The sequence below is a fragment of the Pedobacter foliorum genome (assembly GCF_013266735.1).
Classification (GTDB): domain Bacteria; phylum Bacteroidota; class Bacteroidia; order Sphingobacteriales; family Sphingobacteriaceae; genus Pedobacter; species Pedobacter foliorum.
Window position 1 is genome coordinate 215,138 of the sequence record NZ_JABSNU010000003.1, and the last position, 23,294, is coordinate 238,431.

A 23,294-nucleotide genomic window follows, 5' to 3' on the forward strand; every position below is an offset into this window, starting at 1 on the left:
AATGAAAAGATATATTCTCCTTGTGTTTTTTGTTGGTGTTTTTTTTACAGGATGTAAAGAAAAAGCCGCGACAGTTGATGTTAAACGATTTGGTTCTGTAACGGGGCTAAAGCCGGAAAAGCTAGATTATTATAAAAAATTACACGCGAATGCCTGGCCTTCTGTGCTGAAAAAAATAAAAGAATGTAACATCCGAAATTACTCTATCTATCTGCAAAAGATAGGTGAAGCCTATTATTTGTTCAGTTATTTTGAATATGTGGGGACCAATTTTGATGCGGATATGAAGAAGATGGCAGATGATCCTGATACTCAGAAATGGTGGAAGGAAACCGATCCATGCCAACAACCTTTGCCTGAAGCAGCTGCTAAAAAGCAGATCTGGACAAATATGGAAGAGGTTTTTCATACAGATTAAAGGGAGTGCCCTTTAAATAACAAATAGAAAGATTTATAGAAAAATATTGAATATGCAATTATTATCCGGTAAAGTTATTTTCCTCACGGGAGGTTCAGCGGGGATTGGTTTTGAATGTGCAAAGGCGTATGCTGAAGCCGGAGCAAATGTTGTTGTTGCGGCGTCTTCGGCTAAGCCAGTTGAAGAGGCGGTAGAGCAATTGGGATCTGCACATCTGGGAATTGTATGTGATGTATCTAAGGCTCTTGATGTTGAAGCTGCGATTGCAGAGACCATAGCGCGCTACGGAAAGTTAGATGCGATCCATAATAATGCAGGTGTGGCATCGCCGTCTAAACCTTTACATGAAACGAGTGATGAAGAGTGGGATTATTTAATGAATGTGAATTTGAAAAGTGTGATGTATACTACACGATTTGGATTTGAGGCATTAAAAAAATCAAAAGGATGTATTTTAAATACAAGTAGTCTTGTGGGGGAGATAGGTCAGGAGAACCACGCTGCCTACACAGGTACTAAAGGTGCAATGAACGCACTAACGAAATCGATGGCGCTTGATTATGCGCAATATAAAATAAGGGTAAATGCGGTATTGCCTGCTGGGGTTTGGACACCGATGCTGCGTGAATGGAGTAAGGAACAGCCCAATTCAGCATCAATAGAGCAATATTTAGATAAGATACATCCATTGGGCTATTGTCCTGAAGGGGATGTGATTGCCGATGCCTGTGTCTTTCTGCTATCGGAAAAGGCGAGGTTTATTACCGGAACAATTTTGCCGGTTAGTGGTGGTGCGGAGCTTGGTTATAGGGCGTTGATGTAGTCTGGAAATGATGGGGTAATGTTTTTTATGTTAAGGGTGCATTTTTATTATTGGAATAATATTTCTTCAACTGTTTGACAATTAAATATATTACACTATCTTTGCAGTCCCTAAAATTTAGGGGGAATAAATAATTGTTAAACAAATTAAATACAAGCAAGTGAATACGTTAAGTTACAAAACTGTCTCTGCCAATGCAAAAACTGTTAACAAACAGTGGGTTGTTGTTGACGCACAAGGCGAGATTTTGGGGCGCTTGTCATCGAAGATCGCAATGATCATCCGTGGTAAAAACAAGCCTGAGTATACCCCACACGTAGACTGCGGTGATAACGTTATCGTTATTAATGCAGACAAGGTTAAGTTGACAGGAAATAAATTTTCAGAGAAAATTTATACTTCTTACACTGGATACCCAGGTGGTCAACGCTTCATTTCTCCAAAAGAGTTAATGGCTAAACACCCAAAACGTGTTATCGAGAAAGCTGTTCGTGGTATGTTACCTAAAACAAAACTTGGTGCTAAATTATACACCAACTTATATGTTTACGCAGGTTCAGAGCATCCGCACGAGGCACAATCACCAAAAACCATTAAACTTTAATTAAAGAAGAAATGTCAGTTACAAACACTTCAGGAAGAAGAAAAACAGCTGTTGCACGTATCTATTTAAAAGAAGGCAACGGAACTATTACCGTAAATGGTAAAGACCACAAAGAATATTTCCCAACGTTACCATTACAATACATCGTTAACCAATCGTTCGAAGTTTCTGAACTAACTGGTCAGTATGATGTTAATGTAAATGTAGCAGGTGGTGGTGTTAAAGGTCAAGCAGAAGCAGTTCGTTTAGCTATCGCTAAAGCTATTGTTGAATTAGATGCTGAGAAAAAACCAGCATTACGTGCTAAAGGGTTAATGACCCGTGATATGCGTATGGTTGAACGTAAGAAACCAGGACGTAAAAAAGCACGTAAGAAATTCCAATTCAGTAAACGTTAATCTTAAGGAGACAAAACAATGGCAAGAACTACATATCAAGACTTATTGGATGCAGGTGTACACTTTGGTCACCTTACCCGTAAATGGAACCCAAAAATGGCGCCTTACATTTTCATGGAGCGCAATGGTATCCACATTATAGATTTAAATAAAACTTTAACTAAAACTGAAGAAGCTGCTTCAGCAATCAAACAGATCGTTAAATCTGGTCGTAAGATTCTTTTCGTAGCAACTAAGAAACAAGCTAAAGAAATCGTTGCTGAGCAAGCAAAAAAAGTAAACATGCCTTTCGTAACTGAACGTTGGTTAGGTGGTATGTTAACTAACTTTGCTACTGTACGTAAGTCAATCAAGAAGATGGTTACCATCGATAAAATGACTAAAGACGGTACTTATTCAATCCTTTCTAAAAAGGAGCGTTTAATGATTCAGCGTGAGCGTATCAAATTAGAAAGCTTATTAGGTGGTATCGCGGATTTAAACCGTTTACCAGCTGCTATCTTTTTAATTGACGTTAAAAAAGAGCACATCGCTGTTAGCGAAGCGTTGAAATTAAACATTCCAACTTTTGCAATGGTTGATACTAACTCTGATCCTTCAAACATCGATTTCCCAATCCCTGCGAATGATGATGCAACTAAATCTATCTCTTTAATTACTGATGTTATCATCAAAGCAATTGAAGAAGGTTTAGATGAGCGCAAACGTGAAAAAGACGAGGAAACTGAAAAAGAAGCTGTAGCTGCTAAAGCTGCTGCTGATGCTCCTGAAGCTGCTGCTCCTGGTGCAAGAAGAAAAAAAGTAGGTAGCGAAGCTGAAACCGAAGAAGGTACAAGCGAAGAAGCTTAATTAATAGTATAATTTGGGTTGTATGCTGTGCGTTGGAGGTTTTACTTACAACTATCACGTACAACCCATAATTTTTGATAATAACTTAAAAAGGAAATAAAATGTCTACAGTACAAATTTCTGCAGCAGATGTAAACAAATTGCGCCAACAAACCGGTGCTGGTATGATGGACTGCAAAAAAGCATTAATCGAAGCTAACGGTGATTTCGAAGCTGCGGTTGATTACTTACGTAAAAAAGGTGCTAAAGTAGCAGCTTCACGTCAGGATCGTGATTCTAACGAAGGAGTTGTTATTGCTAAAGCTACAGCTGATGGCAAACGTGGTGTTGTTGTTGAATTAAACTGCGAAACTGACTTTGTTGCTAAAAATGCTGATTTCGTTGCTTTAGCTAATAAATTTACTGATTTAGCTATCGATAAAAATCCAGCTTCATTAGAAGAGCTTTTATCTTTAGAAGTTGATGGTCAGAAAGTTTCTGATATCATTATCGAAAACACTGGTAAAATCGGTGAGAAAATTGGTATCTCTAAATTCGAAACTGTTTCAGGTGATAAAGTTGTTCCTTACATCCACGGTAACTACCGTTTGGGTGTTTTGGTTGCTTTAAACCAAGATGTTGCTGGTGTTGACGAAGCTGGTAAAGATGTTGCAATGCAAATTGCTGCTATGAACCCAGTTGCTTTAGATAAAGCTGATGTTGATGCTACTACTATTGAGCGTGAAACTGAAATCGCTAAAGAACAAATCCGTGCTGAAGGTAAACCTGAAGAAATGGTAGAAAAAATTGCTGCTGGTAAATTGAATAAATTCTACAAAGACAGTACTTTATTAAACCAGGAATTTGTTAAAGATTCATCTAAAGATGTTCGTAAATTCTTAAATGATACTGCTAACGGTTTAACTGTTACTGCATTTAAACGCGTACAATTAGGAGCTTAATTGCTTTTACATTGATATAAGAAAGGTTCCTTGTTTTCAAGGGACCTTTTTTGTGCATGAAATATTCTGATAAACGCTTTTTAAAATCTAAGTTTGAGCATAATTCTATTTGTATGTTAGCTATTAAAAATTGTAAGTTCTTCGCAGATGGTCCGCAAATCATAGATCATAATATTTTAATTGATGGTGGTGAAATCGTAAAAATCAGCACTGAAGAGATTCCAAATGGATATGAAATTGTAGATGCTGAAGGAAGCTATCTAAGCCCTGGCTTTATCGACCTGCAGATTTATGGGAGTGGTAAGAATCTTTTTTCTGCCTATCCGACAGCAGAAACATTAAAGCAAATGGATTTGGATTTGCTAAGTAAGGGAACTACAAGCTTTTTAGCTTGTGTAGCAACAAATACTCCTGAAGTAGTAAATCGGTCTATAGCTGCGGCAAAAGCTTATCGTAGCGAAGCCAAAGGCTTCCTGGGGCTTCATTTGGAAGGCCCTCATATTAATGCAAAACGCAGAGGGGCACACATAGAAAAATTCATTTGCAAGGCATCTCTTGATGAGATGAAAAGGTTACTTGAGTATGCAGATGGTACCGTGAAAATGATGACCATAGCTGCCGAACTTCAGGATGATGAGGTAATAAATTACCTGCTCGATAATGATATCGTATTATCTCTGGGGCATAGTGATGCAAATTTTGAACAGGCTAGGGCTGCTTATGATATGGGCTTTAAAACCACAACGCATTTATTTAATGCTATGCCTTCGATTCATCATAGATCGCCAAATTTGCCTGCAGCGGTGTTTAGTCACCCTAAGGCAATGGCAAGTATCATTGCAGACGGACGCCATGTGGATTTTGAAATTGTAAAAATGAGTTATAGACTGCTTAAGGAAAGAATGTTTTTGATAACTGATGCAGTTACTTCATGTAATATCGGCCCTTATCAGCATCAACTTTTAGGTGACAAATTCATTACTCCTGATGGGACTTTATCAGGGTCTAATATTACAATGTTGCAAGCTGTACAAAACTGTGTGAAGCATTGCGACATCCCATTGGCAGATGCTTTGAACTTGGCATCACAGAACCCTGCAAAACTTATGGATCTGGGTGCTAAAATTGGTAATTTAAAGGTTGGTAATAGAGCCAATTTGGTATTACTTTCTGAGAATTTAGACCTGATAAAAGTTTTTGCAGAGGGAGTTGAACATTTGAGCCTTATTAATTAAAACAAATAGTTATTTTTGGAGTCATGAAGTATAAACGGATCCTATTGAAATTAAGTGGCGAGTCGCTAATGGGCGATAAGCAGTATGGTATTGATAATGAGGTTGTAAAGCAATATGCTGAAGACATTAAGGCAGTACATGCCAAAGGCCTTGAAATAGCAATTGTTATTGGTGGAGGAAACATTTTTAGAGGTTTAAGCGCCGAAAAATCTGGGATGGACCGTGCTCAAGCTGATTATATGGGTATGTTAGCTACCGTAATTAACAGTATGGCATTGCAAGATGCGCTTGAAAAAGTAGGTCTTAAAACAAGATTACTTACAGCAATAAAAATGGAACAAATCTGTGAGCCATTTATCCGTAGAAGAGCTGTACGTCACCTTGAAAAAGGACGTGTTGTAATTTTTGGAGCTGGTACCGGTAACCCATATTTTACTACTGATTCGGCAGCTGCTTTACGCGCTATCGAGATAAAAGCTGATGTTGTTTTAAAAGGAACCCGCGTTGATGGTATTTATACCGCAGATCCGGAGAAAGATCCTACAGCAACAAAATATTCAGAAATTACATTTAAAGAGGTTTACGCAAATGGGTTAAACGTAATGGATATGACTGCCTTTACACTTTGCGAAGAGAATAAACTTCCAATTATTGTTTTTGATATGAACAAAACAGGTAATTTTATGAAAATCGCTAATGGCGATGGCATAGGTACACTTGTTAAAAACTAATCGCAATAAATTTTATATAAGTTTGGTTAAATTTTACACATCATGAATGACCTCATAAAGAAACAATTACAAGATACTCAGGCTACCATGGACAAGGCCATTTTGCACTGCGAGTCGGAACTGACGAAAATTCGTGCAGGAAAAGCTTCAGCTGGTATGCTAGATGGTATTATGGTTGATTATTACGGAAATCCAACTCCTTTGAGTCAGGTTGCAAGTATCAATACTCCTGATGCGCGTACATTGCTTATTCAGCCTTGGGAAAAAGCGTTACTAGTTCCTATTGAACGTGCAATTATGGAAGCTAACATCGGTATTAATCCTCAAAACGATGGTATTATCATTCGTTTGGTAGTTCCGCCTCTAACTGAAGAGCGTAGAAAAGATTTAGTGAAAAAGGTTAAGGAAGAAGCTGAAAGAGGTCGTATTACTGTTCGTAACATCCGTAAAGATGCTAACGAAAGGATTAAAAAATTGAAAGGTGAGAGTGTTTCTGATGATGAAATCAAAACCGGTGAAGGCGAAGTTCAAAAAATTACCGATGCTTATATTATAAAAATCGATAAACACGCTGAAGCAAAAGAGAAAGATATCATGACTGTTTAAGTCAAGATTATAATTTATACGTAAATTAAAGGGAATGAGGTTAATGCTTCATTCCCTTTGTTTATTTTTAACAAATTTTATTTATGAAAATCTTATTCAGCTATTTAAAAAACTATAAAGGGTTAATACTTCTAGCTCTTTTTCTGGCTGCAGTTAATCAGATATTTTCTTTTCTAGATCCGTATGTTTTTCGCTTAATCATTGATAAATACGTTACTAACTATAAGCATTATAGTACAGACGAGTTTATAAAAGGAGCAGGTGTACTTATTTTATTGGCTATGGGAGCGGCAATGGTTTCTCGTATTGCCAAGAATTTTCAAGATTATTATGTAAATGTAATTACTCAAAGATTAGGTGCTAAAATATATTCTGATGGTCTTGCTCATTCTTTGGAGCTACCTTATCAGGTTTTCGAGGATCAGCGTAGCGGTGAAACATTAGGTATTCTACAAAAAGTTAGATTAGATACTGAAAAACTTGTTCAGGCAGTAATAAATGTCCTATTTACAAGTATTATAGGAATCATTTTTGTAACTGTTTACGCCATTTCTGTGTATTGGGTTATTGCGGTGGTGTACTTTTCTTCTATTCCCTTACTTGGATTCTTAAGTTCAGTTCTGAGCAAGCGGATTAAGAAAGTTCAAAAGAACATCGTAGCCGAAACTACCTCTCTTGCAGGTTCAACTACAGAATCTCTGCGCAATATAGAGTTAGTGAAAAGTCTAGGACTTGCTAAACAAGAGATAAACAGGCTAAACACTACAACCACCAAGATTTTGGGCTTAGAGCTTAAAAAGGTGAAATACATTCGTAGTTTAAGCTTTATTCAGGGAACGTTTGTGAATTTACTGCGTAATGGACTGCTCTTTTTAATGATGTACCTGATATTTGCCGGAAGAATTACTGTAGGTGAATTCTTCTCGTTGTTTATTTACTCTTTCTTCATTTTTGGCCCATTACAGGAATTGGGAAATATCATTAATATTTATAGAGAAACAGAGGTGTCTTTAAATAATTTTGAGCGGATCATGTCTATTCCAAAGGATAAGAAACCTGATAATCCAACCTCAATTGCTAAAATCAAGAAATTGGAGTTTGATGAAGTTAGCTTTAAACATCAATCGGCCTCTACAAATGCCTTAAATGGTATCAATTTTGAAACCAATATTGGCGAAACGATTGCCTTTGTTGGACCATCCGGTTCTGGTAAAACTACTCTTGTTAAACTTTTGGTTGGGTTATATCAGCCCAAGGCTGGAGCGATTAAGTATAATGGAGTTGTTGCCACAAATATTGATCTAGATGTATTACGAGAAAAAATAGGTTTTGTAACGCAGGATACGCAATTGTTTTCTGGAACAATAAGAGAGAACTTACAGTTTGTAAGGCCTGAGGCTACTGATGAAGAATGTATGAGGGTATTGCATCAGGCAGCTTGTCAGAATTTATTGGCAAGAGCCGATAAAGGTTTGGATACCATGATTGGCGAAGGTGGTGTGAAAGTTTCTGGTGGCGAAAAACAGCGCTTATCTATTGCTAGAGCCTTACTTCGTAAACCAGATATTCTTGTGTTTGACGAAGCTACATCATCATTAGATTCTTTAACTGAAGAAGAGATTACAGCAACAATTAAAGAGGTATCTGATATAGATAATCACATGACGATATTAATTGCCCACCGCTTATCTACAATTAAGCACGCGGATAGGATTTATGTATTAGAGAAGGGGAATGTAATAGAACAAGGGACTCATGACGAGCTAGTGCTCCAAAGTGGTTTATATTATGCGATGTGGAGACAACAGGTTGGTGAAAGATCATCTATTGCCATTTAAATGTCATCTAAAACGGCCAAAAGGACTTATTCCGTATAATTGCGTCGAATAGCGCGGTAAAACGCATGCAATGTAATGGTGGATTTATATTTTGCTTACATTTAATTAAAACATCGATAGAATACAATTGATGTTTTAATTAAATGATCGACTTACCTTGATCTTACTACTAAAGTTATGAGCCCTAATTAGATCCAAATTTCAACCTATAATATAGTCGTCTTTAACACCACCTTTAAACGCACCTTGTTCGGCCCTTGTTCGGCCGGGGGCGAACGAGAGCCGAACAATACCCGACTAAAAGCCTAGGTAGTTTTAGAAGCCAAAAAAAATTATTGAGCTTTAGTATTAGAAGGCGAATGAATAAAAAATAGCCTTATCAACTTAATGATGAAGGATCATTGTGCTCATTGATTTCTTGTAGGGTCAGTTTTGTTAAATTTTTTGTTTTGAGATAGGTGATGCCTGCAACAAGAATGGTCATACTACCTCCAAATACTACAGCGGGTACTGTTCTCATCAGTTTCGCAGTTAGCCCAGACTCAAATGCTCCTATCTCATTTGAAGAACCAATAAACATGCTATTTACAGCGGATACACGTCCGCGCATATCGTCTGGTGTTAGCAATTGCATGATGGTGGATCTGATGATTACACTAACACTATCGAAGGCACCTTCCATAAATAGAAGCGCAAGTGTTAAATAGAAGTTTTTAGATAGACCATAGCAGATGATACTCGTTCCAAATCCTGTGACAGCAATTAAAAGATTTCTCCATGGCTTATTCATAGGAGAATAAACGGTCATTATAAGCATGGTGAGTACAGCGCCTGTAGAGGCTGCTGCTCGCATAAGTCCTAATCCCTCTGGGCCTACTTTAAGGATGTCATTGGCAAATACCGGTAGCAGGGCTACTGCCCCACCAAAAAACACAGAAAACAGGTCGAGACTCATTGCACCAAGCATCATTTTATTTTTAAATACAAATTGTACTCCTTCAGTTAGGCTTTTTACAATACTTTCTTTTGGAATAAAGGTTGGTGGATGAGATTTTAAAAAGAAAATACAAACTAATGAGATCGATATGAAGGCAATGATTACATAGTAAGTTACCGTTATGCCATAGTAGCCGTAAATTAAACCGCCAGCCATTGGTCCAAGTATTGAAGCAAGCTGCCAGCTTGTACTATTCCAGGTGCTGGATTTAGGATACAATCTTTTAGGAATTATCTGCGCCATTAAAGAGAATGTTGCAGGGCTGAAGAACCCTCTGGCTATTCCTATCCCGAAAACCATAAGGTACATGATGGGTACAATGTAACTTGAGGGGATATAAGTATGCATCTGTTTAGATGTAACAATAAGCATTACTAGGGAACACAGAAAAACACCAAAGAATACTTTAAGTAAAAGCCCCCTTTTTTCTGATTTATCTGCAATATATCCTCCGTATAAGGCTATCCCAATTGCGGGAATGGCTTCACAAAGGCCAACGAGCCCTAAGGCAAGGGGATCTTCTGTTAAATGATAGACATGAAAGCCAATGATAACGGCTTGCATTTGGTAAGCGAATGTAAAAAAGAAACGCATGCCCAGGTAAGATCTGAATTCTCTATAAAGCAGAACAGCGTAAAAAGGATCCGGTTTTTTTATGATTTCGGTATTGTCCAAAAGGAAAAATGTTTTGAACAAATGTAGTGGATAGACAAATAAATATTGAGATTATTTTTACTGCAATTACATAATCTTGTCATAAAATGTAAGATATGCTTCTCGCATGTCTTCAGCCTGATTTATTGCTGCTGAGGCAGCTATGCCAAAAACACCAGTTTCCATAATGGCTTCTATATCATCGGAGGTAACGCCACCTACTGCTAGAACAGGCAGGGTAATGCCATTTTGATTTAGTGTTGCCATTGCTTTTTTATAACCTTCTATACCAATATGGGGAGCATTGTTGGGTTTTGTTGTGGTTTCTCTAAAGGGACCAAATCCGGCATAATCTGCACCCTCTTTAGCAAGTCTGATTAGGCCTTCAACCGTGTTCGAAGAACCACCAATAGTTACTGCTTCTCCTAATTGAGCTCTAAGCTTTGTGAAATCAGCATCCATATCCTCAATATGGAAACCCTGTATGTCGGCTTTACCATTAAGGTGAATGTGATCTGTAACGATTAGGGTAGCCCCCCAATCGTCACAGATTTCAGCAATCACATTGATATCTTCTAAAAGTTCATCGTCGTTTTTAGTTAAACAGCGATATTGAATCCATTTTGCCCCTGCCTCACAAGCTATTTGTGCTTGTTCGGTATGCGTTAACTGATCAATGTCGTGCGTAATAAAATGTAGTTTTTCGATGAACTTCTTCATGGTATTAAAATTTCAAATTTAGCGAAAGTAAGAAATTAGTTCCGGCCTGAGGGAAGTAAAAGTTCTCTGTTGTAGTTCCCCATGGGTAAATTGAACTGTAGGTGTACCCATTACTTTCGTATTTTTTGTTCAGAATGTTGTTGGCCAGTAGACCTATGTTTATGTTTTTAATTCCTTTAATATTAAAATCATAACCTAACCTTGCATTATTTACCCAATATGCATTGAGTTTGCGACTTTCGTTTTGAGTGTTGTCCATGTATTGTTTGCTCACATATTTGCTTTGCAAAGCAATAGCAAAACCAGCTACCGGCTTATAAACTAACTCTCCGAATAACACCGCATTTGGTGAAAAAGAGATGTCTGGATTAGCATAATTTGTAGCTTGTACATTAATTAAGTTATAATCTGCATCATATTCAGATACATAATCTATATAATTCTTGATCTTATTTCTACTGAATGCTGCATTGGCATTAACTGCAAAGTGGGAACTGATAATGTAAGAAGCATCGAGCTCTAATCCAATCCTGTAACTCTTGTCTACATTTTGGCGGTATGCATCAGAGTATTCATTGATTTCTCCAGTAAAGATCAATTGATCTTTATAGAACATCCCATATACGTTTACGCCAGCATTAAAGTCGCTGTTTTTAAAACGATAACCAGCCTCTACATTGTTTAAGCGTTCTGGTTTGGGAACTGCCAGTCCTTCTTTTAAGTTTGTGAAATCGTCGCGATTTGGCTCTTTATTGGCAACACTAAATGATGCATAAAAATTGCTTAAATCATTTAAGAAATAAGTTGCTCCGACTTTAGGATTAAAGAAATTGTAGTTGTTCTTGAAGTCTAAATTTCTACGATTCTTGTCAGTTCCAGAGATATCATATTGTACATTTCTGTATTGTACATCTGCAAATAAGCTTAATTGAGATACTGGACTATAGTTTACTTTAAAGTAGCTATTGAAGTCATCTTTATTTCCTTTGCCATCGTAGTAATGGTAGTCATTAGTTGCCGTAGATGCATATTCTGCCCATATAATTTGTCCAAAATGTTTACCTCTGTATTGATTATATGCTCCTCCAAGGGTGAAATTTAAACTAGACTGAGGTTGGTAAGTAAAGGCATAAGTAACTCCGTAAAAATCATTATCTAACCAACGGCGACGAATCAGATTTGTTTTTTCGATAGTGGTTCCGCCAACTACTACATTTGGCAATCCATACTTCTTAAATTTCTGATCGTTTTTGTATTCTTCAAAATAGCCTTCACCTTGAGTTAAGTGCAGAGCACCATTGAATGAGAATTTCTCGTTAAACTGCTTTGCGTATAAAGCCTGATAATGATTTTGTTTGTAATTATCATTTTGATCCTTGTAAAGGAACTGATTGTATTTTCTGTTATCCGAATTAAAGAGATTTAAAGAATCTGCTTTCGTATTGTATAGATAACCAAGGTTGTTATTGTAATGTTCTTTTAGAGCTTCAATATCTCCTCGCAGTTTAGCCTCTGGAACACCATTCCAGGCTTGGTATGTTTCTTCTGCTCCTGAGAATACATTTATACGTAGTATATCACTTTTTCCATGGTAAGCGCCTGATAGGAAGTATGATTTAAGATTAGATGCTGCACGATCAATAAACCCGTCAGAATTAATTCTTGATAAACGGCCATCAAAGCTCCATTTACCATCTATAAGACCGGTACCTACCTTAACCGTGTTTTTAAGCGTGTTGAAGCTTCCGTAAGTATTATTTATTTCTGCATAAGGATTTTCTGAACTTGATGTAGTTTGAATGTTCAGACTTCCTCCGAATGCACCAGCGCCATTTGTTGACGTACCCACACCACGTTGGATTTGGATGTTGTCAACTGAAGAAGCAAAATCAGGCATATTTACCCAAAATGTGCCCTGGCTTTCGCTGTCATTATACGGGATTCCATTTACAGTAATGTTTATCCTGCTTGCATCGCTACCTCGTATCCTAATGCCTGTATACCCTACACCTGCACCGGCATCAGAAGTAACAACCACACCAGGTGTGTTGTTTAGTATAAAGGGAAGATCCTGTCCGAAGTTGTTTTGTTCGATGTCTGCTTTGCTAATGTTTTTATAAGTGGTTGCAGATTTTTCATTTGCACGGGTTGCACTTACAATAACCTCATCAGCAAGGAAAGCTGATTGTACTAAAACAAAATCGAATATTTGATTTGAATTAATGGTTATGTTTTTTTCTATTGTTTGATACCCAAGGTAACTTATTAATAGAGTGTAGCTTCCTGATTTTAAATTGGTTAATTCGTATTTTCCTTGTTTATCAGCAGTTGTTCCGGCGGATTTGTTTTTTAACTTAATAGTAGCGCCAGGTAATGTAGCATTTGATTTTTCGGATATACTACCCGAAATGGTGAATTGCGCTTTTACCAAGACTGGTAATAGCAACACAGCAAGCGCTGTGATCATTAATTTTTTCAATTTCTTGTTTCTTTTAGTTAAACCACTGCAAGTAAGGGGTACTTACAGCCCAGTTAAACTCCATAACTCCAATCCCTCCGCCGGCATTATCCGGATCAGGTGCATATATCTGTTTAAAGATATAATGGGTATGCTCTCAGCCTGTTTTTGTGTTTTTTACAAAACAAGGCACCCCTTTTTGATAGCACAAAGGTATTGATTTTTTTTATAACAGTATATTTGCGTTCAAGAACAAGAGAATAATGAGATTGCTAGGCGTTTTTAAGGAATGTTTCTACAGCTGTAATTGCATTATTTAGCCTATCATCTCCCTGTCCGCTAACGATAACATATGCTGCGTTTAGCGTGTTAAGTTCTTTGTGCCAAACTTGCAGGAAATGCTCGCGTTTATGAGGGAAATCACGAAGAGGATCTTCTTGCCATGGCAGATCAATATCCATCAGTAAGTATAAGTCGTAATTGTATTTTGGAAGTGCATCCAGAACAATCTGCGGAGTTTCTCCAAAAACCTCGTCACTCCATATTTTTACAGTGATGAAGGTTGTATCACAGAAAATCAGATCTTTTTCGGCGATAGCAAGGATAGAATCTTCAAGTGCCAACTGTCCGTGAAACATATTCACCTCATCTTGTAAATTACAAGGCTCAGTTAATGCTGCACAATAATAACGGGCATATTCTGGTACCCACAAGGTATTGTACTGTTTTGCAAGTTGCTGGGTAATGGTTGATTTTCCGGTACTCTCCGGACCAACAATAGCTATCTTTTTAATGGGTCTGTTCACGATAAGTTCTCCTCCAATCTAAATAGCCTACTGAGGCAATATAGACATATAACGCATACATAACTGCTGTAGCATACAAATCTTTCGAGATGTACATGCCTACATATATAATGTCAACAAAAATCCAGATTAGCCAGTTTTGCAATACCTTTCTTGCAAGAAATATCTGCGCTATTAAACTACATGCAGTACAAAAGCTATCTAAAAATGGGAAAGAGGCATCTGTGTTTTTCTTAAGTACAAAACCTAGTATTGCCGTAAAAACAATTACGCCTAAAATAGACAGGATAATTTCTTTTTGGGTTATAATCGCAATTGGTCTAGATGCTTCGGGATTATTTCTGTTTTTACTCCAAAAGTACCAGCCATAAACATTCATGGCAAAAAAATAGACCTGTAAACCCATATCTGCGTACAACTTAGATTCGAAGAAGATGAAGATATAGATAACAACACTAACTATGGCAATAGGCCAGTTGTAGATATTGTTTTTGGCTGCTAGCCACACACACAATATTCCTGTGAAAACGCCGAACCATTCCAGTAATCCGGTTTGTAGAAATAACTGCGTAAAACTGTCTTTTAAAACATCAAACATTTGCCAAAAGTAATTATCCTAAACGTATTCACAATATTATACCTCTTATACTTATAATCATCTGATTGTAATTAAAGCTGTATTTGAAAAAATAATATGATTACTACGTAATGATACTATTCGATTGAACGTTTGATAGGAGAAATGGTAAAGGATTAATTGACTACCCATGAAAAGGATAAGTGTGAATTTTTTGTTAATTACAGCATTCTCGCTGTTATTATTTGCATTCGTTACAATTAAAGATGGCGGTATTAAAGGGAAAGTTTCCTCTGTAGACAGCGTAGTACAGGTGATAGCCATATCGGGAAGTGATACATTAAAGGCTAATATTAATGGAGAGAATTTTACCATTAGTAATGTAAAACCGGGAACCTATGTAGTATGGATTAAAGGCAAGCTTCCTAGTAGAGATGCATCTTTAATAAACGTTGCTGTGTTGGATAGTACCACAACTGATGTTGGACAAATAAGACTTAAGCAATAAATCTGTGGATTAAAGTTTAAATGGGAGGCTATTGAGCCTCTTTTTCTGTTTATGAGGGTTTTTGAAAAAATACCTGATTTATAATGATCAAAAGCGTAACTTTGCATCCCGACAGAAGAGTCGGGGATCTTTAATGATACTAAAGAAATCTCTAAGACAATTCCAGTCTACAATAATTGCATTTTTTACCCTTATAACTTTAGACTTTTTAAAGCCTTATGCCTAAAGACACCTCCATACGCTCGGTACTCATCATCGGATCAGGTCCTATTATCATCGGTCAAGCTTGTGAGTTTGATTACTCAGGATCTCAAGCCGCCTTATCTTTAAAAGAAGAGGGAATCGAAGTTTCGATCATTAATTCCAATCCTGCGACCATTATGACCGATAAAGTAATCGGTGATCATGTTTACCTATGGCCATTGACCGTAGATTCTATCGAGCAGATCTTACAAGAACGTAAAATTGATGCAGTATTGCCTACCATGGGTGGCCAAACAGCATTGAATCTTTGTATTGAAGCATCTGAACGTGGAATATGGGAGAAATATGGAGTAAGGGTGATCGGTGTAGATGTTGCTGCAATCGAAAAAACCGAAAACCGTGAAGCCTTCCGCCAGTTAATGGTTGATATAGGTGTAGGAGTTGCAACTTCAAAAATTGCCAATTCTTTCCTCGAAGGTAAAGAAGCTGCCCAGGAAATTGGTTATCCACTAGTAATTCGCCCTTCATATACATTAGGTGGTTTTGGTGGTGGGTTCGTACACAGGAAGGAAGAATTTGACCAGGCTTTAAAACGAGGACTTGAAGCTTCTCCTACACATGAGGTGTTGGTAGAACAAGCTGTTTTAGGTTGGAAAGAATATGAATTGGAATTGTTAAGGGACAGTAATGACAATGTGATCATTATCTGTTCTATTGAAAATTTTGATCCAATGGGCATCCATACTGGCGACTCGATCACTGTGGCGCCTGCAATGACATTATCTGATCGCTGCTACCAGGATATGCGTAACCAGGCGATCAAAATGATGCGTGCAATAGGAAACTTCGCTGGAGGTTGTAATGTGCAGTTCTCGGTTAATCCTGATAACGATGAAATTATCGCAATTGAGATTAACCCAAGGGTATCTCGCTCGTCAGCATTGGCAAGTAAGGCTACCGGTTATCCAATTGCTAAAATTGCAGCTAAACTGGCTATAGGCTATAATCTGGATGAATTAGAAAACCAGATTACAAAAACTACATCAGCATATTTTGAGCCAACACTTGATTATGTGATTGTGAAAGTTCCTCGTTGGAACTTCGATAAATTTAAAGGCGCTAACACGGAATTGGGCTTACAGATGAAATCTGTAGGTGAGGTAATGGCCATCGGACGTACTTTTATTGAAGCAATACAAAAAGCTTGTCAGAGTTTGGAAATTGGCAGAGCAGGTTTGGGTGCTGATGGTAAACATAGCCGTAGTATCGAAGAGATCATGCATGGTCTTGAGCATCCAAGCTGGAATCGTTTATTCCTGATTAAAGATGCCATGAGCATGGGTGTACCATTGGAGTCGATCAGGAAAGTTACCCGTATCGATAAATGGTTCTTATCGCAAATTCATGAATTAGTTCAGCTGGAAACAGAATTGAAACGTTATTCGCTAAATAATATCCCTAAAGATTTCTTCTTTACCTTAAAACAGAAAGGCTTCTCTGATATTCAGATCGCTTATCTGCTTGGAAATGTAACGGAAGATGAGGTTTATGAGCGCAGAAAATCTTTAGGTATTAGACGTGTTTATAAAATGGTAGATACTTGTGCTGCTGAGTTTGCTGCACAAACACCTTATTACTACTCAACTTTTGAAGAAGAGAATGAGTCGATCCCGTCTGATAAAAAGAAAGTGATTGTTTTAGGTTCTGGACCTAACCGTATCGGACAAGGTATCGAGTTTGATTACTCTTGTGTACACGGACTATTAGCAGCTAAAGAAACCGGTTTCGAGGCTATCATGATTAACTGTAATCCTGAAACTGTTTCTACAGACTTTAACATGGCAGATAAGCTATACTTTGAGCCTGTGTTCTGGGAGCATGTACGAGAAATTATAGAACTTGAAAATCCAGTTGGAGTAATTGTTCAGCTTGGTGGTCAAACTGCCTTAAAAATGGCTGAAAAGCTTCAAGAGAATGGAATTAAGATAATTGGTACTTCATATAATGATATGGATGTTGCCGAGGATAGAGGTCGCTTCTCTGATCTTTTAAAAGAACTAGAGATTCCATATCCAAAATATGGTGTTGCAGAGAATGCTGAAGAAGCAATTGTTGTAGCAAATGAAGTAGGCTATCCGGTATTAGTAAGACCAAGTTATGTACTGGGCGGACAAGGGATGAGCATTGTTATTAACGATGAGGATCTTGAAAAAGCTGTAGTAAAATTATTAGGTGACTTACCTGGAAACAGGGTGCTTATTGATCACTTCCTTGATAGAGCTGAAGAAACAGAATCAGACTCAATCAGTGATGGTGAAGATGTTCATATCATTGGATTGATGGAGCATATTGAACCAGCCGGTATTCACTCCGGAGACTCTAGTGCGGTGTTGCCACCTTTCAGCTTATCTGAAAAGGTAATGAACGACATGGAGGTTTACTCTAAAAAGATTGCAAGAGCACTAAATGTGATCGGTTTGCTGAATATTCAGTTTGCGGTTAAAGATGAGAAAGTATATGTAATTGAGGCTAATCCAAGGGCGTCAAGGACTGTTCCTTTCATTGCTAAGGCTTATGATGTTCCTTATATTAACATTGCTGCCAAAGTGATGCTGGGTGTAAATAAACTGAAAGATTTTACAATCGAGCGTAAGCTGGAGGGTTATGCAATTAAAGAACCGGTATTCTCTTTCTACAAATTCCCTGAAGTTACTAAGGAGTTAGGTCCGGAAATGAAATCGACAGGTGAGGCCATCAGGTTTATCAAAGATACTGAAGATCCTTACTTCAGGAAATTGATTAAAGACAAATCAATGTATTTATCTAAATAATATAAAGTCCCGAAAGGGACTTTTTTTATTTTAACTAATTTTTATTCCTTGCCCCAGATCCTTGTGTTAAGGTCCAATTCGGCAATAATTGAATACATAAAACGAATTATGCTAAGATCTTCATCTAATGATTTGGTGGTGAGCAGGCTTTTAAATACAGGAGGTTCAAAGTAATCCTTTTCTAGTGGGAAGGCAATGTAAACGTAAGAGCCAATAAAAGATACAGAGATTGTTGCGCCACTTTTGTCGTTTAGTTCGCATAGTCGTTCCATCATTGCAGGAGTCAGAATGTATCTGGCTTCCACTTGGTCGGTCGAATAGGTAACAAAAGCCTTGTTAAATTCAGGGCTTTCAAGCTTTACAAGCTGTTTGCTAGACGAAGAGAAGATTGGCATTTTGTCGGATATCCAGGCGCCCAGAGCGTTACCCATGTCTTTAGGCTTAACTACTGTCAATCCATTAAAGTTCTTGTTAAAATCGGCCCAAAATACGATTCCTTTTAAAATGGTATGCCAATGCTCTTGTCTACCGTTTTTTGTTTGAGTCTCAGTCTTGTACTCTGCATGAACTTCAGAGAAAGCGAACTGCGTTTTACCTGCATTGCCATAAATTTGATCCTCACTAGTGTATCTGTCCGGACGTTGGGTAAATAACTGAGAATTAATAAAGTCGTTCTCGGGCAATCCATACTTATATTCAATCTTGAGGCTTTGATCTATAGATTTTAATGCTGAAGAAACTACTCTTTGTTTAAATTGATCTCTGTAATCACTAAATTTTTGGCCGGCTTTACTGAAAAATACAATGGAAAAAATTATGAGTATACCACCACAAATGGCTCCGGCAATTACCAGGCTACCCAACATAGCACCTATAGCTATAAGTGTTATGCCCGAAGCAAGGAATAAATATGCTTTTATCTTTAAGTTTGAGAGCTCTTTTCTTTGTACTTCAAGTTCATTGAGTACAGTTTGTAGAGAAGGTAGAGCTGCAGTTTCTTCTGCCATTAGTTATTAAAAAGGTCTTTAGCACTTATGTTTTTACGCTCCTCCTCAGTGTTGGCTAGTACAGCAATAGGTTGGTAGTTCATCATCCCTGCAAAAATATTTCCGGGAAACATCATGATGGCATTGTTGTAGTCTGTAACCGAAGCATTATAAGTTCTTCTGGCAGCAGCAATTTGTTCTTCGCTTTCAGTCCATGTACTTTGTAGGTTCAAAAAGTTCTGATTTGCTTTTAGATCCGGATAGTTCTCTACGTTTACCATTAGGCCTTTCACACTTGAACTTAATTGCTTGTCAAGGTCTAACCTTTCTTCGTTACTTAAGTTTGGACTACCGGCTTTGGCACGTAATTCTACTACCTTGGTTAATAGGTCTCCTTCGTACTGCATATATTGTTTAACAGTTTCAATTAAGTTAGGAAGTAAATCGAAACGTTTTTTAAGCATAACATCAATGGCAGAGAAAGCATTGGTTACCTGATTTTTTTTGCCAATCAGCGAATTATATATGCTGACGCCAAATATCAAAATAACGGAGAGGATAATAAATATTATAATCATTATTATAAGGTTAAGAGATTTTAAGATTTAAAGGTATTAAAATTTAACTTTCCTCTACCATTTAATTCGTGGAATGAATACGGGATATAAAAAATAACCCTGCCTCGGAGAAGGCAGGGTTTAATCAATCAAATATCAAAAAGGAGAACCTTTTTAATGGGTTCTAAATTACAATTACTTTGGCTTAAAATGAAAAAATCCTCGCTATCTTACGATAACGAGGATAATCATCCCTATTGTTTATTACCATTCATAAATGACTGATAACATGTAGGTAATTGCAATTAGCCGGCCAGTTTATATTTAAGCCTTTTTACGTGGTGTAACTTGCTTGTAATTAGGTTTATGTGAGTTTTATGTGGATTTGTGGCAAATATTTTAAAGGGAAATAATATCCCCAACATGTGGAAACTAAACGTAAAATATACACAGCGATAGCTGTTTAAACATTTAATTAGTTACCCAAATAGTAATGAAAATACATCCTCAATTTTCCTTACCGGAGTTATCTCAATTTTAAATCGATCTAATATTAGCCCTTTTAAATTATAGTTTGAGATAAAGATTCTTTCGAACCCAAGTTTTTCTGCCTCAGAGATACGTTGCTCTATTCTATTAACGGCTCTGATTTCTCCGGATAGACCAACTTCAGCTGCAAAGCAAATTTTAGAAGAAATGGCTATATCCTCATGGGAAGAGATTATTGCAACCATAATAGCGAGGTCAATCGCTGGATCTTCAACTTTAATACCACCGGCGATATTTAAGAATACGTCACGAGTACTTAATCTAAAACCACATCTTTTTTCCAGCACGGCAAGGAGCATATTCATTCTTTTAGTGTCAAAGCCATTTGCTGAGCGCTGAGGCGTTCCGTATGCCGCTGCGCTAACCAACGCCTGTGTTTCTATTAACATTGGTCTGGCGCCTTCTAAAGTAGCTGATATGGCAATTCCGCTCATCTCTTCATCACGTTGTGATAATAAGATTTCAGATGGGTTGGATACTTCTCTCAAACCGGTACTATGCATGGCATAAATTCCCAATTCAGCCGCTGCACCAAAACGGTTCTTTATAGAGCGTAAAATACGGTATACATGATGTCTGTCGCCTTCAAATTGTAAAACAGTGTCAACCATGTGTTCAAGGATTTTTGGTCCTGCAATGGTTCCGTCTTTAGTGATATGGCCGATTAGAAATACAGGGGTATCAGTTTCCTTTGCAAACCTGAGTAATTCGGCGGTACATTCTCTAACCTGAGACACACTTCCTGGGGTTGAATCAATATTTGAGGAGTGAAGGGTTTGTATCGAATCAACTATTATGATGTTCGGTTCAAGGGCCTCAATTTGCTTAAAAATATTTTGAGTAGAAGTTTCTGTAAGGATATAGCAATCAGCCTTAGGTGATTTAGTGATGCGTTCTGCTCTCATTTTGATCTGCTGTTCGCTTTCTTCACCTGATACGTATAGGATTTTTTTGCCGGAGATATTTAGCGCCAACTGAAGCATCAGTGTAGATTTCCCAATGCCGGGTTCTCCACCTATTAGAATAACTGATCCGGCAACCAGGCCGCCTCCTAATACTCTGTCGAGCTCCAGATCTCCTGTTAAAGTTCTGTCTTCACTTATAGATTGAATATCATCAACTTTAGATGGTTTATTTAAGCGTTGGGTACCGGTTGATGTTTTCCAGGAAGGAACTTTAGCACTTGTTTTCTCTATGATTTCCTCTACAAAGGTGTTCCATTCATTACAAGATGGACATCTTCCAAGCCACTTTGCCGATTCATATCCACAACTTTGACAGAAATATGCTGATTTAGTTTTAGCCAATTTGATTACGATTTAATTCTACGAATTTATGCTTAATTCTATTAAAACAAACAGGCCCAATTTCATAGAAATCGGGCCTGTTTGTTAATTAAGTTAAAACTTACAATTTAATTTCTTCGTCTTTTGAAGAAAGAAAGTGAAACTCAGTCAAATTATAAGATGAGACTGCTCTGATTTTGATTCGTTGTCCGAATTTAAAAAACCATTTCCACTGTAAAGAGATAAAACCCTTTTTAATGAAAGCTTCAATATACGGGTGTACACAAAGCGTAATATTTTTTTCGTTTTGCTCCTGCAAAATATAGGTCAGGTTATTTTCAATGTCATCCATTAAAACAATACTGGCCTTAATTTCCCCCGTACCGTCGCAGGTAGGGCATTTCTCACTGGTTACAATGTTCATTTCTGGTCTTACACGCTGGCGTGTAATTTGAACAAGGCCAAACTTACTTGGAGGCAATATGGTGTGCTTGGCACGATCCAGCAACATCAGATCCTTCAGATAATCGAACAACATTTTACGATTGGTAGGTTTGTGCATGTCGATAAAATCGATTACTACAATACCACCCATATCCCTTAAACGAAGTTGGCGGGCAATTTCTTTAGCGGCTTCTTTATTAACCTGTAAAGCATTGTCTTCCTGATTTTCTTTGCTCGCAGTTCTGTTTCCGCTGTTTACATCAACCACATGAAGGGCTTCGGTATGTTCAACTACAAGGTAAGCTCCTCCTGCTAAGTTTACAGTTTTACCGAAAGAGTTCTTAATTTGTTTTTCAATACCGAAATGCTCAAAAATAGGCTCCTTATGTTTGTATAATTTTACAATCTTTTCCATTTCTGGAGAGATTTCATGAACATAAGAACGAATGTCTTCAAACAGGTTATTATCGCTTACATAAACATTAGTAAAATCAGTGCTTAAAATATCACGGATTAATGTTGATGTACGATCCATTTCTCCCCAAACCCGTTTAGATGGTTCTGCATCAGGAAGCTTTTTAATGAAGCTTTCCCATTTAGCTACAGAATCTAGAAGATCTTTCTGGAGTTCTGCAACACCTTTACCTTCTGAAACGGTTCTGATAATTACCCCAAAGTTTTTAGGCTTAATACTTTCAATAATCTTTTTTAAACGATTACGTTCGGTATTGCTTTTAATCTTTTTGGAAATAGAAATTACATTAGAGAAAGGAACTAATACAATATATCTGCCGGCTATTGAAAGGTCTGAACTTAAACGAGGACCTTTGGTTGAAATTGGCTCTTTTGCTATCTGAACAGGTAAAACAAGATTCTTGCTTACCACTTCTGATATTTTGCCTGCTTTGTTAATGTCTCCTTCTAGCTTGAAATTATCCAGTAGAGTGCCATTAACAGAGCCGTTACGCTTGATTTTAGTTAGCTTAATTAAAGATTGAACTTGAGGACCGAGATCAAAATAATGCAAGAATGCATCTTTTTCATAACCAACATCTACGAACGCAGCATTTAGACCCGGCATAATTTTTTTAATGCGGCCTAAATAAATGTCGCCAACGGCGTAGTTGTTGTTGATCTGTTCTTTATGAAGTTCTACAAGTTGTTTGTCTTCAACTAAAGCTATGGTTACTCCCAGTGGAGAGGAATCTATAATTAATTCTTTTACCAAAAGCTACAGATTTTAAGGCAATAAATGCCTTATTAACACATGGACA

General features: G+C 37.4%; 21 protein-coding genes. 12 read left to right on the top strand and 9 right to left on the bottom strand.

The annotated features are described in order from the left end of the window. The first annotated feature begins 1 nt into the window (after position 1). The 10 genes from HQN83_RS07695 to HQN83_RS07740 all read left to right on the top strand — a co-directional run bounded on the left by HQN83_RS07695 (position 2) and on the right by HQN83_RS07740 (position 8,443). Positions 2 to 418 carry an L-rhamnose mutarotase gene (locus tag HQN83_RS07695; RefSeq protein ID WP_173089764.1) on the top strand — a complete coding sequence of 139 codons (417 nt, stop codon included), beginning with the start codon at positions 2 to 4 and terminating at the stop codon, positions 416 to 418. A 52-nt stretch (positions 419 to 470) separates the two neighbouring features. Beyond that, positions 471 to 1,241 (top strand): SDR family NAD(P)-dependent oxidoreductase, encoded by a 771-nt coding sequence (locus HQN83_RS07700; RefSeq protein WP_173089765.1) that lies wholly within the window; start codon positions 471 to 473, stop codon positions 1,239 to 1,241. A gap of 160 nt (positions 1,242 to 1,401) precedes the next feature. After that, complete coding sequence (rplM, locus tag HQN83_RS07705) at positions 1,402 to 1,845, top strand: 50S ribosomal protein L13 (protein WP_048907936.1); 444 nt, start codon at positions 1,402 to 1,404, stop codon at positions 1,843 to 1,845. Positions 1,846 to 1,856: 11 nt separating this feature from the next. After that, positions 1,857 to 2,243, top strand: coding sequence for a 30S ribosomal protein S9 (gene rpsI, locus HQN83_RS07710; RefSeq protein ID WP_173089766.1), 387 nt, complete (start codon positions 1,857 to 1,859; stop codon positions 2,241 to 2,243). A gap of 18 nt (positions 2,244 to 2,261) precedes the next feature. Further along, positions 2,262 to 3,092 (top strand): 30S ribosomal protein S2, encoded by an 831-nt coding sequence (gene rpsB / locus HQN83_RS07715; protein WP_173089767.1) that lies wholly within the window; start codon positions 2,262 to 2,264, stop codon positions 3,090 to 3,092. 101 nt (positions 3,093 to 3,193) lie between these two features. Next, positions 3,194 to 4,033, top strand: a complete 840-nt coding sequence (gene tsf, locus HQN83_RS07720; RefSeq protein WP_173089768.1) for a translation elongation factor Ts — start codon at positions 3,194 to 3,196, stop codon at positions 4,031 to 4,033. Between the two features lie 113 nt (positions 4,034 to 4,146). Beyond that, positions 4,147 to 5,268 carry an N-acetylglucosamine-6-phosphate deacetylase gene (nagA, locus tag HQN83_RS07725; RefSeq protein ID WP_173089769.1) on the top strand — a complete coding sequence of 374 codons (1,122 nt, stop codon included), beginning with the start codon at positions 4,147 to 4,149 and terminating at the stop codon, positions 5,266 to 5,268. Positions 5,269 to 5,291: 23 nt separating this feature from the next. Further along, positions 5,292 to 5,999: a UMP kinase gene (gene pyrH, locus HQN83_RS07730; protein WP_048907908.1), complete on the top strand. Its 708-nt coding sequence runs from the start codon at positions 5,292 to 5,294 to the stop codon at positions 5,997 to 5,999. A 42-nt stretch (positions 6,000 to 6,041) separates the two neighbouring features. Next, a complete protein-coding gene (frr, locus tag HQN83_RS07735) occupies positions 6,042 to 6,605 on the top strand; it encodes a ribosome recycling factor (protein WP_173089770.1) in 564 nt (187 codons plus the stop codon). Positions 6,606 to 6,688: 83 nt separating this feature from the next. Beyond that, entirely contained in the window at positions 6,689 to 8,443 is a 1,755-nt protein-coding gene (locus tag HQN83_RS07740; protein ID WP_173089771.1) for an ABC transporter ATP-binding protein, read from the top strand. A 379-nt stretch (positions 8,444 to 8,822) separates the two neighbouring features. Here HQN83_RS07740 and HQN83_RS07745 read toward each other — a convergent pair whose 3' ends face one another. From HQN83_RS07745 to pnuC, 5 genes are all read right to left on the bottom strand, one after another. Next, a complete protein-coding gene (locus HQN83_RS07745) occupies positions 8,823 to 10,115 on the bottom strand; it encodes an MFS transporter (RefSeq protein ID WP_246254365.1) in 1,293 nt (430 codons plus the stop codon). Between the two features lie 66 nt (positions 10,116 to 10,181). Next, positions 10,182 to 10,814 carry a thiamine phosphate synthase gene (locus tag HQN83_RS07750; protein WP_173089773.1) on the bottom strand — a complete coding sequence of 211 codons (633 nt, stop codon included), beginning with the start codon at positions 10,812 to 10,814 and terminating at the stop codon, positions 10,182 to 10,184. Positions 10,815 to 10,818: 4 nt separating this feature from the next. Next, on the bottom strand, positions 10,819 to 13,281 hold the full coding sequence (locus HQN83_RS07755) for a TonB-dependent receptor (RefSeq protein WP_173089774.1): 2,463 nt from the start codon (positions 13,279 to 13,281) through the stop codon (positions 10,819 to 10,821). 263 nt (positions 13,282 to 13,544) lie between these two features. Beyond that, on the bottom strand, positions 13,545 to 14,078 hold the full coding sequence (locus HQN83_RS07760; RefSeq protein WP_173089775.1) for an AAA family ATPase: 534 nt from the start codon (positions 14,076 to 14,078) through the stop codon (positions 13,545 to 13,547). Then, positions 14,062 to 14,676, bottom strand: coding sequence for a nicotinamide riboside transporter PnuC (gene pnuC, locus HQN83_RS07765; protein WP_173089776.1), 615 nt, complete (start codon positions 14,674 to 14,676; stop codon positions 14,062 to 14,064). Before pnuC ends, HQN83_RS07760 begins: the two co-directional genes overlap by 17 nt. A gap of 169 nt (positions 14,677 to 14,845) precedes the next feature. Between pnuC and HQN83_RS07770 the strand changes: the two genes are divergently transcribed. Next, positions 14,846 to 15,163, top strand: coding sequence for a carboxypeptidase regulatory-like domain-containing protein (locus HQN83_RS07770; protein WP_173089777.1), 318 nt, complete (start codon positions 14,846 to 14,848; stop codon positions 15,161 to 15,163). Positions 15,164 to 15,381: 218 nt separating this feature from the next. Next, positions 15,382 to 18,198 (top strand): carbamoyl-phosphate synthase large subunit, encoded by a 2,817-nt coding sequence (gene carB / locus HQN83_RS07775; protein WP_173089778.1) that lies wholly within the window; start codon positions 15,382 to 15,384, stop codon positions 18,196 to 18,198. A gap of 41 nt (positions 18,199 to 18,239) precedes the next feature. Here the strand turns inward: carB and HQN83_RS07780 are convergent, their stop codons facing one another. From HQN83_RS07780 to HQN83_RS07795, 4 genes are all read right to left on the bottom strand, one after another. Further along, a complete protein-coding gene (locus HQN83_RS07780; protein WP_173089779.1) occupies positions 18,240 to 19,205 on the bottom strand; it encodes a DUF3137 domain-containing protein in 966 nt (321 codons plus the stop codon). Then, entirely contained in the window at positions 19,205 to 19,762 is a 558-nt protein-coding gene (locus HQN83_RS07785) for a LemA family protein (RefSeq protein ID WP_173089780.1), read from the bottom strand. Before HQN83_RS07785 ends, HQN83_RS07780 begins: the two co-directional genes overlap by 1 nt. Before the next feature lie 458 nt (positions 19,763 to 20,220). Further along, on the bottom strand, positions 20,221 to 21,597 hold the full coding sequence (gene radA, locus HQN83_RS07790) for a DNA repair protein RadA (RefSeq protein WP_173089781.1): 1,377 nt from the start codon (positions 21,595 to 21,597) through the stop codon (positions 20,221 to 20,223). A gap of 100 nt (positions 21,598 to 21,697) precedes the next feature. Further along, positions 21,698 to 23,248, bottom strand: a complete 1,551-nt coding sequence (locus HQN83_RS07795; RefSeq protein ID WP_173089782.1) for an Rne/Rng family ribonuclease — start codon at positions 23,246 to 23,248, stop codon at positions 21,698 to 21,700. Between the last annotated feature and the right edge of the window lie 46 nt (positions 23,249 to 23,294).

Excerpts from the sequence above, each read along its gene's own strand:
- HQN83_RS07700 (WP_173089765.1), top strand. The coding sequence starts at position 471 with ATGCAATTATTATCCGGTAAAGTTATTTTCCTCACGGGAGGTTCAGCG.
- rpsB (WP_173089767.1), top strand. The coding sequence starts at position 2,262 with ATGGCAAGAACTACATATCAAGACTTATTGGATGCAGGTGTACACTTT.
- HQN83_RS07750 (WP_173089773.1), bottom strand. The coding sequence starts at position 10,814 with ATGAAGAAGTTCATCGAAAAACTACATTTTATTACGCACGACATTGAT.
- HQN83_RS07755 (WP_173089774.1), bottom strand. The coding sequence starts at position 13,281 with ATGATCACAGCGCTTGCTGTGTTGCTATTACCAGTCTTGGTAAAAGCG.
- carB (WP_173089778.1), top strand. The coding sequence starts at position 15,382 with ATGCCTAAAGACACCTCCATACGCTCGGTACTCATCATCGGATCAGGT.
- HQN83_RS07770 (WP_173089777.1), top strand. The coding sequence starts at position 14,846 with ATGAAAAGGATAAGTGTGAATTTTTTGTTAATTACAGCATTCTCGCTG.
- rpsI (WP_173089766.1), top strand. The coding sequence starts at position 1,857 with ATGTCAGTTACAAACACTTCAGGAAGAAGAAAAACAGCTGTTGCACGT.
- HQN83_RS07785 (WP_173089780.1), bottom strand. The coding sequence starts at position 19,762 with ATGATTATAATATTTATTATCCTCTCCGTTATTTTGATATTTGGCGTC.
- frr (WP_173089770.1), top strand. The coding sequence starts at position 6,042 with ATGAATGACCTCATAAAGAAACAATTACAAGATACTCAGGCTACCATG.
- pnuC (WP_173089776.1), bottom strand. The coding sequence starts at position 14,676 with ATGTTTGATGTTTTAAAAGACAGTTTTACGCAGTTATTTCTACAAACC.
- HQN83_RS07780 (WP_173089779.1), bottom strand. The coding sequence starts at position 19,205 with ATGGCAGAAGAAACTGCAGCTCTACCTTCTCTACAAACTGTACTCAAT.
- nagA (WP_173089769.1), top strand. The coding sequence starts at position 4,147 with ATGTTAGCTATTAAAAATTGTAAGTTCTTCGCAGATGGTCCGCAAATC.
- tsf (WP_173089768.1), top strand. The coding sequence starts at position 3,194 with ATGTCTACAGTACAAATTTCTGCAGCAGATGTAAACAAATTGCGCCAA.
- pyrH (WP_048907908.1), top strand. The coding sequence starts at position 5,292 with ATGAAGTATAAACGGATCCTATTGAAATTAAGTGGCGAGTCGCTAATG.
- HQN83_RS07695 (WP_173089764.1), top strand. The coding sequence starts at position 2 with ATGAAAAGATATATTCTCCTTGTGTTTTTTGTTGGTGTTTTTTTTACA.
- HQN83_RS07740 (WP_173089771.1), top strand. The coding sequence starts at position 6,689 with ATGAAAATCTTATTCAGCTATTTAAAAAACTATAAAGGGTTAATACTT.